Annotated in this window: 15 protein-coding genes; 9 read left to right on the forward strand and 6 right to left on the reverse strand. The window is 40.5% G+C overall.

Going from position 1 to position 16,440, the window contains the following annotated elements:
• Positions 1–268: 268 nt before the first annotated feature.
• Together ABH008_RS22465 and ABH008_RS22470 are read right to left on the reverse strand one after the other, a co-directional pair.
• Positions 269–817, reverse strand: coding sequence for a hypothetical protein (locus ABH008_RS22465; protein ID WP_347990177.1), 549 nt, complete (start codon positions 815–817; stop codon positions 269–271).
• Positions 818–1,558: 741 nt separating this feature from the next.
• Positions 1,559–2,935, reverse strand: coding sequence for a hypothetical protein (locus ABH008_RS22470; protein WP_347990178.1), 1,377 nt, complete (start codon positions 2,933–2,935; stop codon positions 1,559–1,561).
• A 233-nt stretch (positions 2,936–3,168) separates the two neighbouring features.
• Here ABH008_RS22470 and ABH008_RS22475 point away from each other — a divergent pair, with 233 nt between their 5' ends.
• A complete protein-coding gene (locus ABH008_RS22475; protein WP_347990179.1) occupies positions 3,169–3,444 on the forward strand; it encodes an HU family DNA-binding protein in 276 nt (91 codons plus the stop codon).
• Positions 3,445–3,543: 99 nt separating this feature from the next.
• A complete protein-coding gene (locus ABH008_RS22480) occupies positions 3,544–3,855 on the forward strand; it encodes an integration host factor subunit beta (protein WP_347990180.1) in 312 nt (103 codons plus the stop codon).
• 113 nt (positions 3,856–3,968) lie between these two features.
• Here the strand turns inward: ABH008_RS22480 and ABH008_RS22485 are convergent, their stop codons facing one another.
• The 4 genes from ABH008_RS22485 to ABH008_RS22500 form a co-directional block, all read right to left on the reverse strand.
• Positions 3,969–5,339, reverse strand: coding sequence for an SEC-C metal-binding domain-containing protein (locus tag ABH008_RS22485; protein WP_347990181.1), 1,371 nt, complete (start codon positions 5,337–5,339; stop codon positions 3,969–3,971).
• Between the two features lie 627 nt (positions 5,340–5,966).
• Positions 5,967–6,275, reverse strand: a complete 309-nt coding sequence (locus ABH008_RS22490; protein WP_347990182.1) for an integration host factor subunit beta — start codon at positions 6,273–6,275, stop codon at positions 5,967–5,969.
• A 26-nt stretch (positions 6,276–6,301) separates the two neighbouring features.
• Entirely contained in the window at positions 6,302–6,511 is a 210-nt protein-coding gene (locus ABH008_RS22495) for a cold-shock protein (RefSeq protein WP_347990183.1), read from the reverse strand.
• Between the two features lie 230 nt (positions 6,512–6,741).
• On the reverse strand, positions 6,742–7,056 hold the full coding sequence (locus ABH008_RS22500; protein WP_347990184.1) for an H-NS histone family protein: 315 nt from the start codon (positions 7,054–7,056) through the stop codon (positions 6,742–6,744).
• 404 nt (positions 7,057–7,460) lie between these two features.
• Here ABH008_RS22500 and ABH008_RS22505 point away from each other — a divergent pair, with 404 nt between their 5' ends.
• The 7 genes from ABH008_RS22505 (at position 7,461) to ABH008_RS22535 (ending at position 16,411) form a co-directional block, all read left to right on the forward strand.
• A complete protein-coding gene (locus ABH008_RS22505; RefSeq protein WP_347990185.1) occupies positions 7,461–8,795 on the forward strand; it encodes an ATP-binding protein in 1,335 nt (444 codons plus the stop codon).
• Positions 8,792–9,520 (forward strand): PH domain-containing protein, encoded by a 729-nt coding sequence (locus tag ABH008_RS22510; protein ID WP_347990186.1) that lies wholly within the window; start codon positions 8,792–8,794, stop codon positions 9,518–9,520. The genes ABH008_RS22505 and ABH008_RS22510 overlap by 4 nt, the downstream gene beginning before the upstream one ends.
• Positions 9,520–11,829 carry a MobH family relaxase gene (mobH, locus tag ABH008_RS22515; RefSeq protein ID WP_347990187.1) on the forward strand — a complete coding sequence of 770 codons (2,310 nt, stop codon included), beginning with the start codon at positions 9,520–9,522 and terminating at the stop codon, positions 11,827–11,829. The genes ABH008_RS22510 and mobH overlap by 1 nt, the downstream gene beginning before the upstream one ends.
• A gap of 8 nt (positions 11,830–11,837) precedes the next feature.
• Positions 11,838–13,658 carry a conjugative transfer system coupling protein TraD gene (gene traD, locus ABH008_RS22520; protein WP_347990188.1) on the forward strand — a complete coding sequence of 607 codons (1,821 nt, stop codon included), beginning with the start codon at positions 11,838–11,840 and terminating at the stop codon, positions 13,656–13,658.
• 253 nt (positions 13,659–13,911) lie between these two features.
• Positions 13,912–14,463 (forward strand): hypothetical protein, encoded by a 552-nt coding sequence (locus ABH008_RS22525; protein WP_347990189.1) that lies wholly within the window; start codon positions 13,912–13,914, stop codon positions 14,461–14,463.
• Positions 14,464–15,075 carry a DUF4400 domain-containing protein gene (locus tag ABH008_RS22530; protein WP_347990190.1) on the forward strand — a complete coding sequence of 204 codons (612 nt, stop codon included), beginning with the start codon at positions 14,464–14,466 and terminating at the stop codon, positions 15,073–15,075. It abuts the gene before it with no gap.
• A gap of 700 nt (positions 15,076–15,775) precedes the next feature.
• Positions 15,776–16,411: an NF038129 family PEP-CTERM protein gene (locus ABH008_RS22535; RefSeq protein WP_347990191.1), complete on the forward strand. Its 636-nt coding sequence runs from the start codon at positions 15,776–15,778 to the stop codon at positions 16,409–16,411.
• Positions 16,412–16,440: the final 29 nt, after the last annotated feature.

The raw sequence follows: 16,440 nt of genomic DNA on the forward strand, positions 1-16,440 counted from the left end.
GTAGACAGGAAGAAAAAAATTTTAAAGCAGAAGTAATAAAGTGCTTATTTTTGCTAAAATCCAGAAATGAACTGGCTATACTCGAGTTGAGTTGAGTTGAGTTGAGTTGAGTGCATTATGTTTCCTTGAATTGGTTATTACAATAAATTTTCACCTAATTTAACCGATCAAAGAGGCAATCCAGCAATCCTCGCAACAAGAACCCTAAGACTTTCCGCTTCTACCATTTGATAGAATTGGCCTTTACTCTTTGTTAAATATTTTTTAACTATGCTGAAGCAATTTGCATAGCCGTTTGTTTACGACGAACAACCCAGCCTAATAATGGCAAACCTAATAACATCATTGCCCATTCGCCAGCTTCGGGAACTGCTGTGACAGTCCAACTATTGTTTGGTAATGAATTACCTATACCATCAGACACAGATTTACCACCTACAAAAGTAGCTGCCACAAAATTAGTGGGATTGTTAGAAATACAACCACCGTGATTTGAGGATATACAAAAAGTAATAGGGGTGGTTTCACTTAAAAAATAATTAGTGCCAACACTTGTTCTTGGGGACGTCGTGTCCACAAAATAGAAATTATTTTGTAAACCGTTGAATGAAGCTACAGCACCTGTAAAGTAGGGGCCAAAATTAAAGCCATCATAACTCCAAGCAAAAGCACTCAGACTGCCATTACCATTAAAAGTAACACCATCCAAGGAAACACTTATATCTGTCAGATTTGTAATTAAGTTTCCGTTAGGATTACCCATGAAAGAACCTGTAACAACATCACCTGAATTGAATTTGTAACTGAAATCGTACAATGTATCTGCTTTAGCTTGAATAGTAGGAGCAATTGTCAGAAGTCCACCCAATAAAGCAGAAGTAATAAACTGTTTATTTTTACTAAAATTCAGAAATGAACTGGCTATACTTGAGTTGAGTTGAGTTGAGTTGAGTTGAGTGCATTATGTTTCCTTGAATTGGTTATTACAATAAATTTTCACCTAATTTAACCGATCAAAGAGGCAATCCAGCAATCCTCGCAACAAGAACCCTAAGACTTTCCGCTTCCACCATTTGGTAGAATTGGCCTTTACTCTTGTTGATGTTTTAACACATAAAACTGGTATTTTCAATTGTACCTAACATATTTTTCTATTCTCCTCACCACTATAATCTATAAGTAGCCTCAAACCCAGAAAAGCGATCGAATTCAACAAGAAAAAATCAAGTCTATCGTTTTTCTATATCATATTTAAAAAAACAGTTGTAACTAATTGAAATATATAAACATTATTGATAGGTCCTATAATAGCTCAGTAGGATTGTAAGTACATGGACATCCCTCCAATCCCTTTCCCTCGATCGCCAGATTGCAGAGCCTAATAAAATCTATCCAAAAAATTTCATACTCCTTAATTGTTAATGCTTAACTGACCGACAGCTTTGTATACATCAAGAGACATTTAAAAATTAGGCCGAATGGCAGCTTGGGGTCGATTGTGACAGTTCGCCACTTCCAGAAGCCGTTACAACTACCGGCGTAATCGTCTCGGAACGCCTTACAGCATCGGCGGTTTTATTTTGCCCGATAACACGGCTATTGCCAGTTCCACTTCATCCATTGCCAGGATTTGATCAATCGTTTCATGTTTGATGCTGTTCGCGATCTGTAGAATTTCTTCGTTGACTGCCTTTAATGTTGCCGATTGTTTAATCAGACGATTAACTTCCTTGGTTTGTGCAGCGCTTAGTCGATCCTGTTGCCATCGGGAAAACTGTTCCAGGAAATACCTTTGGTCGTCCAATTGCTTGTCATATAGATCAAAAACCCGATTCAGGGTGGCATCGTCCAATACATAAGGTTTGGCTATTGCCTGACGTAGGTTGTCCAACTGAACCATGGATTCCTCCAGCATGCCGTCCACCATAAAGGTGAAGGTAGGCAACATACTAATGGGGTGCCACTGAATTTGTTGATCCTCCGGCGCCTGGTCCTGTGTAGTTTCATCACCCGTTTTACAGTGACGTGCCAATAATTCATCCAGTTCCTCATCAAATTCATTGGCCGTCTTTAGCTGAATGGGCTCACGGTTCGGCCATATTTTCAATACTCTGGTTTTGGTATCGAAGCCTGGTGTTCCCAGTGGTTCGCCGATGACCCAAGTCGGCACATTGATTTCACTATATTGGTGGACCATGGTTTGAGCGCAAACTTCAAGTACGTTTTCATCGGCACTATCGTCGGCAAAGATCAATTGCGCCGCCCACTCCCCGCAGTGATCGCAGGGAATGAGGCTACTTTCAAAGAGGTCTTCGGGTGGTGAGTACTTGGGTGTGTCGGGTTGGGCGACAGGATTCAGTTCTAGCCGATGCTGGGAGAGGTCAAGATAATCGGTGTTATCGCGGCAAACCCAATTGAGCATTTGCCCTGACGGGTTTGGATTTCGCTCGAACATGGCTACCGTTTTCCTGTATTGGGCGTCGGTGGTCTTTGCATTTTGAATGAGCGGCAGGTTGCTTTTCAGCTCGATTAAATCATCCTGCCCCAATTCCGACCGGAAAGCGGTGACGCTCCCTTTGGGATCGACTGCGAAAATAAAGTAATTCCCGGTTTCGAGCATTTTATTTAAGACAGTCTGCACGACCGGGTTGTTCGGGTTCACCAGTAGATTGAATGTGGCGTAATGGTAGAAGTGGAAGCCAAAGTGAACCACGACGCAGTCGGCATTACCGTACAACGAATGCCCGAAACTAAAACCGGTGCGGGTGTACTCCTCAGGAATAACCATTTCGGGCCGAAGTGCCAAAACGCCGAAGGTTTGTTTCCGTTCCTCAACGAGGCCCAACGCACAGCAGGGTGCTTCGGCGGTCAGAAAATCATCGATAAACTGACTATTGACGGTAAGTCGTGGAAGTAGGGGATAGACGTTGCTCATGTGACATCACTTGGTTAGGCAGGGGTGGCTTGAGGATGATAAATCATACCCGGATATAGCGTGATCACTAAATCCGGTATACGGTGTGATGCTTGCTTGAAGGATGGTGTTGAAACTGCGATCATCAACGCCACAATTCCATAGTGTGCAATGATCGCTTGTGTGTTGATTAGATCTTAGACGCCGACGTTTTCGCCGGCTAGTTTTTTTACATCCCATCTTTTGAGGAAACCATGCATAAATCCGAACTCATTGACGCTATTGCCAGCCATGCGAATCTCAGTAAAGCCGATGCCGGGCGGGGCTTGGATGGCATCCTCAGTGCCATTCAAAATACCTTGAAAAACGGCGATTCGGTATCGTTAGTGGGGTTTGGCACTTTCGAAGTCAAGGACCGTGCTGAGCGTCAGGGCCGCAATCCGCAAACCGGCGCTGAACTGACAATTGCTGCGGCAAAACTACCAGGCTTTAAAGCCGGAAAGGCTTTAAAAGACGCCGTTAACGGTTAAATTCTCTTGAGAGATAGAGGGCGTTGAGTGGCTCGAAGTCCTCGTGAAACTGCGCTATGATTCGGCGATTAACTCACTGTCGAACATTCGACATTTCAGATGACAAAATCGGAACTGATCGGGGCGCTGGCCGCCAAGCAAGCGCACCTGCTGCAAAAAGACGTAGAGCTCGCTGTCAACACTATCATTGATGTTTTGACTACCGCTGTCGCCACTGGCGATAGAATTGAAATTCGCGGATTTGGTGGTTTTTCAACGATTCCCCGCAAAGCCCGTATCGGTAGGAATCCAAAGACTGGGGAGCCTGTCAGTCTACCTAGTCGGCACACTGTTCACTTTAAACCGGGACTGGATTTGCGCAACCGGGTCAATGCTTCGAAACAGGCGTTCCCCACCATTAAAGACCTGTAACCCCGTCCTGGGTGCCTGATACCCATCCCCGGCACAGCGTTTGACTGCGGCGGCGTCCTGTCCATCCCAGCTGCTCGACGCTCAGTCTCGGGTCTCGCCGCGATGGAACATCACTACGGCGCAATCCCTACAGACTGCCAAAGAAATTCATAGGAAACCGGAGGGCGGTGTTGCGCTTTGGCTTGCTGAGCTTCGCCATGTTCGTAGGTGTGCAGCAAGAATTTGACTTGCTCCAGTCCTTCCGGCGTTCTGATGGCCTCGCGCGGCGTTTGATCGTTCAATATCGGTATTGGCTTGTCAGCCCAGTCAGCGTAAAGCTGCCTAATTCTCTTCTCTATGAGCTCGGTTATTATCTCGGGTGGCAGTGGTATCGGTTCCGATCTTTCCTGGGTGTCATTAGGCTGCATATTAGCCAGTATGCCTTTGGGGGCGGCTAGTTCCCGGCTGATAAAGGCCACAGCAGTGCCTGAAACCGCTTCGAACCAAGGTTTGCCTTCGTCCGCATACTGTTGAGTATGATAGGACACTTTGATTCGATCCGGGCGTTTGCCTGGATTAATACTGAGACTTCGCCGTGTCAGCCCATCTTCGCCTACAAACATGCGGCTCCAACCCGCATCACGATTGCCTTCGATATCCGCTTCACCGGACAACGCCTGGTCCAATGCGTCCCAATCCAGAACCCGGTAATGATCGGTCACGAACAGGAGCGATTCACCCGTTACACGATCAACCACTGGCGGCATTTCAAAGGCCCTGACAAATAACTGGAGCCAGTGATACGGAATGACGGCACTGGTGATTTCCTTGGCGAGAGGAGAATCCGGCTCGACGCCCTCTAATTCGTCTTTGAGTTCTTCCAGCAAATCCCAGCTTCGCTGGCGGGGGAAAGAGTAGGCGGCGCCGGACAGTTCAAAATGAGCGTCAATAGGCACGATGCGTGCCGCGATCAGGTCGTAGCGGTTGGCTTGTTGTGAGCCCGATTTTTCCTGGACGAGGACGGGCGGACGTTCGGGCAGCATAACATCCCGTAAGGTCATGCATTTGCCGGGCACCACCTCCACAATTTCGTAAAGTCTGAGGGGCAGGGCCGTTAAACGCTCAATCCATTGCCGCTGTTCAGCAGATAATAGCGGACCACCTTTTCCAAGTAACAATGCCGCAACACGACAGTCCTGGTCATTGAGAGTCACCATGCCATCCGCCAACAGCCATTCCATGGCGTTGATCATAATGCCGGCATACGAGTCCTCGGGCAGGTCCTGAAGCCCTGCATATTCAGCGTCGTCGAGCCCACCAAAAAAACCTTCATCGAGCGCGGCATGGGCCGGCTGCTCATACTTCGTGAAGAGCCACTGTATGGCTTTCGGGACGGCTTCAGAACGATCATTCGTAATCTGGGCGTCTGCGGTCTTCAAGCAGCACTGCTTATATTTTTTACCGCTGCCACAGGGGCAGGGATCGTTTCGGCCCAGTTTTTTCATATCAGGGTGACTTTAAACCAACACAGAATTATTTCAGAGACGTTTTGCAGCATCATAATGGATGCAAGGCCCGGTCGACCATGGGTTTTCGCAAAGTCGGGGCAGTTACCACATAGCTGTAAAAACCGCCATCTTGGTTAAACTTAACCAAAAGCATCTAAAATGCAGTCTCTCATAAGTCGAAAAATATCCTATTGATAGTGATTTTAGGTATTTTGTGGCTTAGTGATAAAATACTAGTTAAAATCTTAGAAAGTCTTAATCTATTGATTATACATAATTAATACACCGATCAGGAGAAGATGAGACTTTTTACAGCTATCAAGCGAGTCGCTATTTTTGCGAAAGCTTGTTTAGGGGCATCCCAGCCCCAACAAGCGGCAAAAACTACGCGACCATTTAATGCCTCCGGCGGCCCCGATTCGCCCTCGTCGCCTGCTCTTGCGCCTAAACGGCTTAAGAGCTAGGCTCCAAATGGCTTGACGGCGTTTCGCGATGCCTTGCAGGTTTTCTTCGCTTCGCTGCGATAACCCGCCCGGCGCTACGCCTATCGGGGACTAAAAATCTTCACTTCGCTTGCGCTCCGTTTCCACGATTTTCAGCGGTGGTAACTACCCCAGTTTAGGCTTACACCCTCAAGATTGGGTGCTTAAGTCGTGATTGATCCACGCGTTCCCGCATATCCAATCCAGGCTTGAAATGGATGACATGTCGGGTTGGAATACTGACGGACTCACCAGTTTTGGGGTTACGGCCTATACGTGCTTCGCGTGGTATGGTTGAAAAAGTTCCAAAACCACGAATTTCAACATGAATTCCAGCGGCGAGAGCACCAGTTAATGACTGGATAATAGAATTGACTGCTTCATCCGCATCATTATGAGACAAGTGCAGTTGCTTGTTAGCAAGCGCTGCAATCAGTTGGGATTTTGTCATCTGTAATTCTGGCCAAAAATGATATTTTATAATGGCGTGACGTTTTCTGCTTGTGGACCTTTTGTGCTAGTAACCACTTGCATAGTCACTCGCTGACCTTCTTTCAAGGTTTTTCGACCACTACCCTGGATGGTGCTAAAATGTACAAATACATCCTTCCCACCATTTTGCTCAATGAAGCCAAAGCCTTTATCATCGTTGAACCACTTAACCGTTCCTTCTATTAGTGCTGCCATAACTGTCTCTAAGTTCTAGGTTGTAAAAGTTTGCTGATTGGATTTTGGCAGTTATTAACTGCGAGAACTTATGGTTATTATATTCCATTGTGAATCAATATTGTAGGGCATAGCTCTATTGGCTAACATCAAAAACGAAATTTTCAGGCAATTTGGCGTGCCTGAGTATAAATTCTCGGTCAATACACTAAACAGCAAAGACAATCGGTTTTCTTAAACGATTTTTGACCCTATTTTGTGATAAGAAAATCCGATTTGGAACTCCCCTGATCAATCATTTCCTGCATCCATTTCGGAATAAGTCCGCGTCCTGTCCACATCTGTAAAGGGTTGTTAGGATTTTGATATTTTGCGACTACTTTAGTCAATTTTTTGTCAGAATTTCGTTCTGTAATTTCAACATAAACATTAATTGATAGTGCTAATTCTCTAATTTTGGCAATAATAGAGTTTTTTTTCTCATGTCGTTTTATCTCTAATGTAGCTTGGGCCTTTTCGATAATTTCTAGAAGTTCCGGTATTGTTTTGTTATCGATATTATTCATAGACTTATTGGAAAATGTGAACTAGTTTTTAAATTGTGGGCGGATTCAAAAGTGAAGTGCAACACCTCGCAATTAATGAATCAGGGTTGAGTGTTGCGAGCTGTTTATAAGCAGTTCTCTGTATACAGCTAGAGGGCATCGTACTCCGAGCCCCTTTCTGGGTCTAGCGTTAATTTGATCGGCAATGGCATCGAGTTGTTCCTGAGTATAACCGCACATATTTTGGAAAATCGTCTGAAAATCTCACGAATAAATAACAGCAATCACTAAAGTTTTTCGAATGGGGCTTTTTTTTGGCACCTTTCGCCCAAACAGAAATTTAAATTACACAATAGAATGGCAACAAAGAGCAAGATCGGATTTAGATGCGATCTTGAATTCAATAATCATTATTTTATGAAAGCATGCATGTAGAAATCGGTAGAGACGATTACCAGTTGAACAAAAACAAAAGAGATGTTCCTGTTATCTTGGATTACACATCATTGGTAAATGCCCACATGCTTGTTCTTGGAAAATCAGGCACGGGGAAAACAACATTTCTTAAAAGTTTGATAAATAAATTTTTGTCTCGGCCTAACGCACCAAGAATTCACATCATGGATGTGCATGGAGATATAGAGATAAACGGATGCTCTTCTGTAAAATTTTCTGAATCAACTGAGTACGGGTTAAACCCATTTGTCGTGTCGTCTGATGAACATTTTGGAGGAGTGCGAAAAAGGATTCAAGATTTTATAGCGGTAGTTAATGGGACAAATAAATTGGGTCCGCGTCAGATAGCAGTTATGCGGAACATTCTTACAGATTTATACGCGGCCAATGGATTCTTTGCAGACAACCCTAAATCATGGCTACTAAATGACGGCTTCGAAAGAAAAAGGGCAAAAAAATACCCCAATATGGACGATGCTTGCAGATTTTCTTTTGGGAAGCTTAAACAATTAATGGTTGGTGGAGACTCAAAATCGTTTGTAAAGTTAGAAGAGTTAAATAAAACCACCTCAAGAATATACCGTAATACAAAAAATTTACATAAACGTGGCCAGCAAGATGAAAAGCTACTAAAGGAATCCCTGGAATTACGAACGGAAGCTATATCGCTGTATAAGTCATATATTGAAAACTTAGAAACGGGTAAAGAACTATCTGATTTTATTAAATATGAATCTAAGGACTTGCTCAAGTCTGTATTTGATCGATTTGAAAACCTTAAAGAGATAGGTATTTTTAAATGCAAAACACCTCCTTTTGATGGAACGACTCCTGTCTGGCGATATGATCTATGCGCACTTAGAGAAGATGAAAAACGGATGTTTGTCGAATTTCGATTACAAGAAATTTTTGCAAGCGCAATGGAGCGTGGTCACATAGGTGGTGGCGCCATTAGAGAAATTATTGTTATCGATGAAGCCCATTTATTTTTCAGGGACGATGAGAACAACATTATTAATACGATAGCAAAGGAAGGGCGTAAATTTGGATTAGGCTTAATTTGTGCCAGTCAATCACCAACGCATTTTTCAGATGATTTTTTTTCGAATGTTGCATCGAAAGTGGTTTTAGGTGTCGATCAAATGTATTGGGATAATTTAGTAAAAAAAATGAGGCTAGATTTAAAGCTTTTACAGTTTCTTAAGCCATTTAATGTCCTTGCGTTACAAACAAGCGTTAAAGAAGAAATTTCAGCAAGATTTACACTTGTTAAAATCGAAAACAGCAGGTCAAATATATTATGAGTCCGAAGGCATACAGTATTATAGATAATTCTTTTTCAAGCTACGATGACGCAACAGAATTTGCAGTTGTTTTGTCTCGTGAAACTAAAAATATATACCAGGTAATGCCAGACGGAATGTTTGGATTTACTGCCTCTAAAACTATAACTAATACTGGAAACAAAATTACTCATGCTAATGAAAGACATGATGAACTTTTAATATCAGGCGAATATAAACAATCATTTCTTGGATTTATTGAAAACTATCTCGAAATTATGGTTGGTGTCTTCATGATATTAAAGCCAGTCAGTACGATATATTTAGCTTTTAGACTAGTAGCAATACAAGATTTTCCTGAGTGGATTAACAGAGCAGGTTTAATTGGATTTACGAAAGCTCTTGGCGTGTTTTGGTTTGCGTATGGTTTGAGATTCATATATTCGTACTTTTCAAACAGGATATATTTTGAGGATGACGGTGTCATTTTAAGAAAAGGATTGATTGCGTTAAGCCAGGTTCAAATAAGATATTTGGATATAAAAACAGTTCAAGTGTCGCAAAGCATAACTGAACGTATGTTAGGTATAGGAACTCTTCGAATGGATTCAGCGGGTCGTAACGGGATGGATGATATTAAATTTAAAAACATAAGAAATCCTATATATATACGTCGCCTTATCCAAAAGAAAATTGATTCAGTAAATAAAAACAATTTTAGAGATTCGATACGAGATCATATCTGATGAAATTTTTAGATCTACAAAGCCTATTTCCTTTTCTTGAAAGAAAAAGAAAAGGTGGTATCCAAATAACACCTGTATTTAATGATGGTAATAATGAAGGGATTAAATCTATAAATAAAAGTGGGTATCTTGGCAGGCTTCCGGCTTTTCCAGAAGGTATAAAAGGGGATGATTCTTCTAATCTGATTAAAAGTAGCGCTGAAATGATTCACGTTATTAAGCATGCTAGGGGATTTAATGGAGAAAGTAATCGAGAAAAATTTGAAACACTGGTTATGAGTCCGATCATTCATCTGGCGAATATGGTTCATTATTTACCGGCATCCGAAAAAGAACACTTTGTTGAAATAGGTGGCTTATTTAAGATGTCGTTAGAAATGGGTTTGATTTCAATAAGAACCGCAGAATCTCGAATACTCACACGATCTGACATGGAGGTTCGGCGTGAAAATGCATTTCTTTGGGTTCATGCGTGTTTTCTTAACGGCCTTTTTAATGAGGCAGTTAAAACACTATCGAGGATAGATATTCACGACACAAAAAAAGATCAAGCCTTATGGACACCAGGAAAGCTACCACTTAGTGAGTGGATTGTAAAAAATGAAGTCAGTGAATATCAAATAAAATGGAATAAGGATGTTGATAGGCCATTTATGCATCGTTATGCTGTTATGGCAATTGATGATCATCAAATGAGAATACTAAATCATGGTGAGAGATCAATACTGCAAACTCTACTGATGTCTTTACACGAAGAATGTCAACGGGAATACGAAAATGAAGATGAATCGGGGCGTTTTGGTGCTAACCCTCTTACCAAAATTAATTCAAAAATCAAAATAAAGGTAATTGAGAGGGATATAAATACGCGCGGTGATAATTACGGTCTCCCAGTGGCAGGTATGCATTTAGAGCCATGGATCATCGATGCGATGAAAGAGTTGTTAAAAAAACTAGTTTGGAAAACAAACGAAGAAAATGGGCGTGTATGGCATGGACCTGATGGAATTTTTATAATTTGGCCACAAGGTGGCGACGATCTAAAAAAGCAACTAAAGGACAGTGAATGTCCATATGTGCCGCAAAACATGGAAGGCTTAGCTGACTTACTATTAAATGCAGAAATCATTAGTCCAAACAGAGAGAATGGTTCAATGTTTGAAATTGAAATACCTGTGTTCGGGAGTCAAGAAAAAGAATTGCGCGATGCTATAAAAATGGCTAGGTTTGAGACATTGTACGGAAAGATTGATGAAAAAGATCTTTTGGTGACGAGTTATCCATTGATAGTAAGATCAGGAGTTTTCGATGATTCGCCTGCGGATCAGGTAAATAAATCCGAAAAAATACAAAATACATTAATAGACGCTGGTAATCAGCAGCAAGATAATACGTACGAAGAATATCAACATAATGAAGATATATCACTTGATGGATTAATGGGACGTATTGTTGAAAATGTAGATTCTACACCTAAATCTATCCTGATTAACACTAATAAAGAAACTGAAATTAAAGCTATAATTTCTGAAAGCACTGATTTAGTTAATTCAAAGGATATCGGTAATCAGAGAGTGAGCTACGACGATGAAATATTTAAAGAAGCAGACAACTTATATACTACATATCCAGACGATTATGAAGATATAGTTGAGTCATGTAATGGTAATAATCAAATAAATAAACACATTAACCAAGAAAGTATAAGAAAATTCACGACGGAATCATATACCGAGATAAATGAAATACAAGTAAAAGAAAATTCAAATAATAATGTTGTTGAGTTAATAACTGAAGTCGATAATACTTATCATAATGATGAAAATTTTATTGAACCAAAAACTATAATTTTATTTGATAATGTTACTGGGGAAATTTTCAGCGAATATCATAACGAAACCAATGTCACGGAATTAAATGAAATACCTGAAAATGCTATTAACGTAAACACAGATATTTGTGGCTTATTTGGGGGAGTAAGCGAAAAGTCAAAAGGCAGGAAGGTTGTTAATAATTTAAAAATTACCCCGCATGTCAATTCGAATAATTCAGAGGATCGTGCGAGATTAATTGTTAAACGATTACAAAAAATAACTGATGGAAGCTGGATATATTTGGGAAACAACCGAACAAAGGTTTTTACAGAGGTATTCAAACGTTATAAGTTAGAGTTAAATGATTGTGTCAAAGCACTTAGATCTGCCGATCTATTGGAGATGATAAACGGATTGGATACAGCTTTTGAGGATAACGGACGACCAGATTCAAGATATATTATTTTGAAAATAGATATTAAAAACTACAAATAGAGCCAAAAATGTCATCAAATGGTTACGATCATTATGTAAGAAAACCTTACGAATTGTACATTGCAATAGGATGGCTAGTAGCTTGTCTATCAGTATTGGCTGGGTATTTTGTATTACCCGGTGGTCAAATCATGATCATGCCAATTCTGATTTATTTATATCTTAGTGCACGGTCGGGACTTAAAAGCATAAAGCTAATCGGCAGAGGACCAAATCCTGGCAAAAAAAAGATGATGGCATTTATGCCCATTGATATATTAATGGAAAAAATTAATCAAAAAAACATGTGGTTTGGGTGGGGGTTTGACTGGCAACCAAAACATACACAGAGAGCCGTTGATTACATGCAATCAGGCAATATAGTAACCGACAAAGAGTTACCTGGTAGTCCATGGATACATGGACTTAATCAAGGAAAAGAAGAAGATATAGAAATACCACTCAAGTCATTGGAGGGGCATACAATTTTTTTTGGGACTACAGGTTCTGGGAAAACAAGAGCTTTTGAAGTTATGGTTACAGAAGCTATACATCGCGGCGATACTGTAATCATGATTGATCCAAAAGGAGATAAGGAACTCCGTGATCGAATGGAATTGGAATGTAATCGGTCAGGTAGATCAGATAGCTTTCTCTATTTTCACCCTGCATTCCCTAATGAAAGTATTAGGTTAGACACTATGCGAAATTTTACGAGAACAACGGAGATTGCTTCAAGAATTGCAGCTCTTTTGCCATCTCAGAGTGGTGGTTCAGATACTTTTACAGCGTTTGCATTTAGAGCTCTAAATTTAGTGGCTCAGGGTTTGATTGAGACCAATAAAAAGCCTAACTTACGATCTCTTAGATATTACATTGAAGGTGGTTCAGAATCATTGCTTGTTAACGCCATAAAAACACATGCCGGAAGAGTAGATAGTGGATGGGAAATAAGCTGTGAAAAATACATAGAAAAAGCCAAAAACGGAAAAGGAAGAAAGATGGAGTCCATAACAAATCCTGAATGGCTTGGCGTAATAGAGTGGTATCGTTCCGAATTAAGTAATACATCTAAAGGTAATGAAGGTATTGATGGTTTGATTTCGCTTATAGAACACAACAGACTTCATTTTTCCAAAATGATAGCATCACTTATACCTGTTTTGAATATGCTTACATCCGGTGAGTTAGGGGAGCTTTTGTCACCTGAAGATGAGAATGATAAAAGACAAATTTACGATACGGGAAAAATTGTTGAGGGGAAATATGTCTTTTATGTAGGGCTCGATTCGTTATCAGACTCAATTGTATCTTCGGCTATAGGCTCAATTTTGTTATCTGATCTTGCATCTGTTGCCGGCCATATTTACAACAGTGGGAAACGCAATGGACGTATATCCATGTTTGTCGACGAAGCAGCTGAGGTGGTTAACGCACCTTTTATTCAAATTTTAAACAAAGGGCGTGGTGCAGGGTTTCAAGTTGTTATGGCGACACAAACACTTCCAGATATCGTTGCTAGACTTGGAGATGAGGCAAAAGCAAGACAGGTTATAGGTAACTGTAATAACCTGATTTCGTTAAGAATTAAAGACGGTGAAACCCAAAAGTTTGTTTGTGAAACATTTGGTAAAACGTATATTCATACTATTCAACAAAGTATATCAAGCGCTGTAAATACTTCGGAGAACATCGTAAATTATGCAGGTAACAGAGGACAATCTTTGACCTATGCAGAGCATGACTTGTTTCCTCAGCATTTACTAGGACAGTTACCAAATTTTCACTATATCGCATCAATTGCAGGCGGAAGAATAATAAAGGGCAGATTGCCAATAATTGATAATTAGGTTTAAAAACTTAAAAGAGATTGTTCGAGAAAAACTATAAAAAGGGGGGCTCAGTAGTTTTATTTTCTGGGAAAAACCAACCTTATATGTTTAATTCTAAAATTATAAAAACGAACCAGAATATAACTGGTCATAAAATGCAAAGGGGAAATAAAATTGAAATCAACCCTGAAGATAGTAAATTGGAGAGCGAGCAAGGCCGTCGATAAACGGAGCTATCCCAGTGGGAATTCCCACGTCTCGCGAAAACTGAATGGCACAAGAAGAAGTAATTTTTAAAGTTAAAAACCCCAACGAGAAAGATTGCCTTGAGACGCCATCTATAGAATTAAAAAAGGCATGTAAGGCGGCTGGTATATATTCTCAGGCACAAGAGCTTTTTGCAAGATGGCCAAACCTTAGAGAGTCCAGTCAAAGACTGACCTCGCTTTTAACAAAACACTGGCCCGATCCTTTATCAAAAGAAAAGAGTTTGTTGGTTGAGTGTCTTGCAAAAGGTTTTAATTCGGCAAAAAAATTTGAAGATGATGATGGAATGGAAGAACAGATTATATTTATTAGAGCTATTGTCTCAGAGCTTGAAAAATGCATGAAGACTACTTTAATGATTGAAAATGGTGGATATTGGGTAAAACATGAGACATGCGCCCACGATTATCTGGATGGAGTAATAAAGAGAGCGAATATTGAAGTATTAATGTGGATTAGAAATCCCCAGGAAGATGTAGTGACTGATGGAATTAAGCTGATTTATGCATCGCGCGTATTTACAACGAATGAACTAAAGCTCGCAGGGTATTTATAAATGGGTAAACATTTTTTAATATGGATAATGGTCTTAATATTCACACCTTTATCCATTGCTTTCTTTATGAAACCACCAACAATATTGAAGTATATAAAAAATGACTATGCATCAGCGACTACTATGTTAGGAGGTCAAGATGAAATAAATAGTGACCTTAATATTTTTTATTCAGAAAACCTATCTCTAGTTGCCAATTTTGTTAACGAATTTGAAGATAGAAAGGGGGATGCGCATTCATTTAGGGAAAAAGGTGGTGCAAGCGAATTGATGGCAGACATATCTAGTAACTGGTCTTCGTCTGTAAGGCTTCAGCTCTACAGTATGGCTCTACGTCTGTCGATTATAAAGCGTTGGGGTGTTTGGTTGATAATTCCATTTATGATTGGATGCGTGGTAGGTGCGTTAGAGCGGAAGTTGAAAACAGAAACTTTTGGTGGGCCTGTGCCACCAATATATAATACATCATCGCACATGTTGTTAGCATTGACATCAATAACTATACTATGGGTGATCTGCCCAATACCTATACCCGTATCTGTATTCCCTACAATGGGGGTCTTATTTAGTGTATTTGTCGGTTTAGCGGTAGCCAATTACCCAAACTATTAAAGCGAGTGCGGGACTCTTACTGTAAAGATATTAGACCTTCCTGATGGTACGTTTAAAGAACTCGGCAAAGTCTTCGGGCCATGTTGGGGTTATTTAACTGTTGTGACATAGCAATGCTATAAACTAAAAGATTGAAATCAAGTGAAGGTAATAGTTGGCAAGGAGCCTGTTATCGAGATTTGCCGGAATAACTGTGCAAGTCGATGATTTAGCGGCTTTGAATCCAATAGCCAGCCATGAACTCACTTCTTAATTTTAGGTAATTCCGTCATGATATAAGACATATTAGGAAACGGTGTATCCAATGACGTTACTCGACACCTAGCGGTCTGTGGCAATACCGAAAGTTCTCCGACTGGTTTTGCCTGGTTAACTGACACTGATCTTCAGCAACATCAAAAATTATATAGTGAAGTGGCTAATTGTTTCTATTGATGAAGAGCCGTAACCAGAACGATTTAACATTATGAATTCTGGAATACCCGCACGTAAATAAGCAATTAGATATTGTACTTTTGTAAAATTTGTGAACTGCTTCATAAAATAGTATGATTCTGTCAAACTTTATTGTCTCTAAAATTAGCCACTTGCATTTCTACAGTTGTTATGAGGCATTCAGGTCTGCAACTTTGAATTTAACCTTTAACTGTCGTACTTCGGAGTACAGAAGTAAGGCCAAACCTTAGACCTGAGACGAACTATGAATAAACTAACTCGCATTGTTAGATTTACCCTCTGTGCTAGCGCAATTTCTCTTTCAACGTCAGCCCAAGCAACCGATCTGGTTTTTACCGCAGATACTTCATCAATTAAAGGCGAGACAGGCACCTTTTATTTGGATTTTATCAGTGGCGGCAATTCAACCAGTAACTTCGCTACGATTTCGTCTTTCAGCACAGATGGTACGCTAGGCGTAATTACACCATTGGGCGAAGTCAGTGGAAGCCTTCCGTCAACAGTCGATTTCGGAACTGACACAACTCTATTTAATGAATATGCGCAAAACATCACTTTTGGAAATCAAATTTCCTTTCACCTGAATTTGACGGAAAACGCCCCAGACCCATTAGGCACACCCGATTCGTTTTCGGCATTTGTTGCTTATAGCGGCAGTAATTTCACGCAAACCACTGATCCAACCGGCAGTAATGCCTTATTCCTGTTCAATATAGATGGTACTGCAAGTGGCAACTTGAATGTTTATACCCTAAGTAATGGTAACAGTCCTTGGCAAGTATCTAACATTTCAGCAGTACCTGAACTCTCCGAAGCATGGTTGTTGATGTTTGGATTGATGGGATTGGGATTAAAGGCAAAAAGACAGCAACGCGTTTAAACACCCTAGCAGAATCGTATTAGATAATT

Origin of the sequence: Methylomonas sp. AM2-LC (assembly GCF_039904985.1) — a bacterium.
Lineage (GTDB): Bacteria > Pseudomonadota > Gammaproteobacteria > Methylococcales > Methylomonadaceae > Methylomonas.

Coding starts and splice junctions, on each gene's coding strand:
- traD (WP_347990188.1), top strand. CDS start 11,838: ATGTCATCAAATGGTTACGATCATTATGTAAGAAAACCTTACGAATTG.
- ABH008_RS22480 (WP_347990180.1), top strand. CDS start 3,544: ATGACAAAATCGGAACTGATCGGGGCGCTGGCCGCCAAGCAAGCGCAC.
- ABH008_RS22535 (WP_347990191.1), top strand. CDS start 15,776: ATGAATAAACTAACTCGCATTGTTAGATTTACCCTCTGTGCTAGCGCA.
- mobH (WP_347990187.1), top strand. CDS start 9,520: ATGAAATTTTTAGATCTACAAAGCCTATTTCCTTTTCTTGAAAGAAAA.
- ABH008_RS22495 (WP_347990183.1), bottom strand. CDS start 6,511: ATGGCAGCACTAATAGAAGGAACGGTTAAGTGGTTCAACGATGATAAA.
- ABH008_RS22525 (WP_347990189.1), top strand. CDS start 13,912: ATGGCACAAGAAGAAGTAATTTTTAAAGTTAAAAACCCCAACGAGAAA.
- ABH008_RS22490 (WP_347990182.1), bottom strand. CDS start 6,275: ATGACAAAATCCCAACTGATTGCAGCGCTTGCTAACAAGCAACTGCAC.
- ABH008_RS22510 (WP_347990186.1), top strand. CDS start 8,792: ATGAGTCCGAAGGCATACAGTATTATAGATAATTCTTTTTCAAGCTAC.
- ABH008_RS22530 (WP_347990190.1), top strand. CDS start 14,464: ATGGGTAAACATTTTTTAATATGGATAATGGTCTTAATATTCACACCT.
- ABH008_RS22500 (WP_347990184.1), bottom strand. CDS start 7,056: ATGAATAATATCGATAACAAAACAATACCGGAACTTCTAGAAATTATC.
- ABH008_RS22475 (WP_347990179.1), top strand. CDS start 3,169: ATGCATAAATCCGAACTCATTGACGCTATTGCCAGCCATGCGAATCTC.
- ABH008_RS22470 (WP_347990178.1), bottom strand. CDS start 2,935: ATGAGCAACGTCTATCCCCTACTTCCACGACTTACCGTCAATAGTCAG.
- ABH008_RS22485 (WP_347990181.1), bottom strand. CDS start 5,339: ATGAAAAAACTGGGCCGAAACGATCCCTGCCCCTGTGGCAGCGGTAAA.
- ABH008_RS22505 (WP_347990185.1), top strand. CDS start 7,461: ATGCATGTAGAAATCGGTAGAGACGATTACCAGTTGAACAAAAACAAA.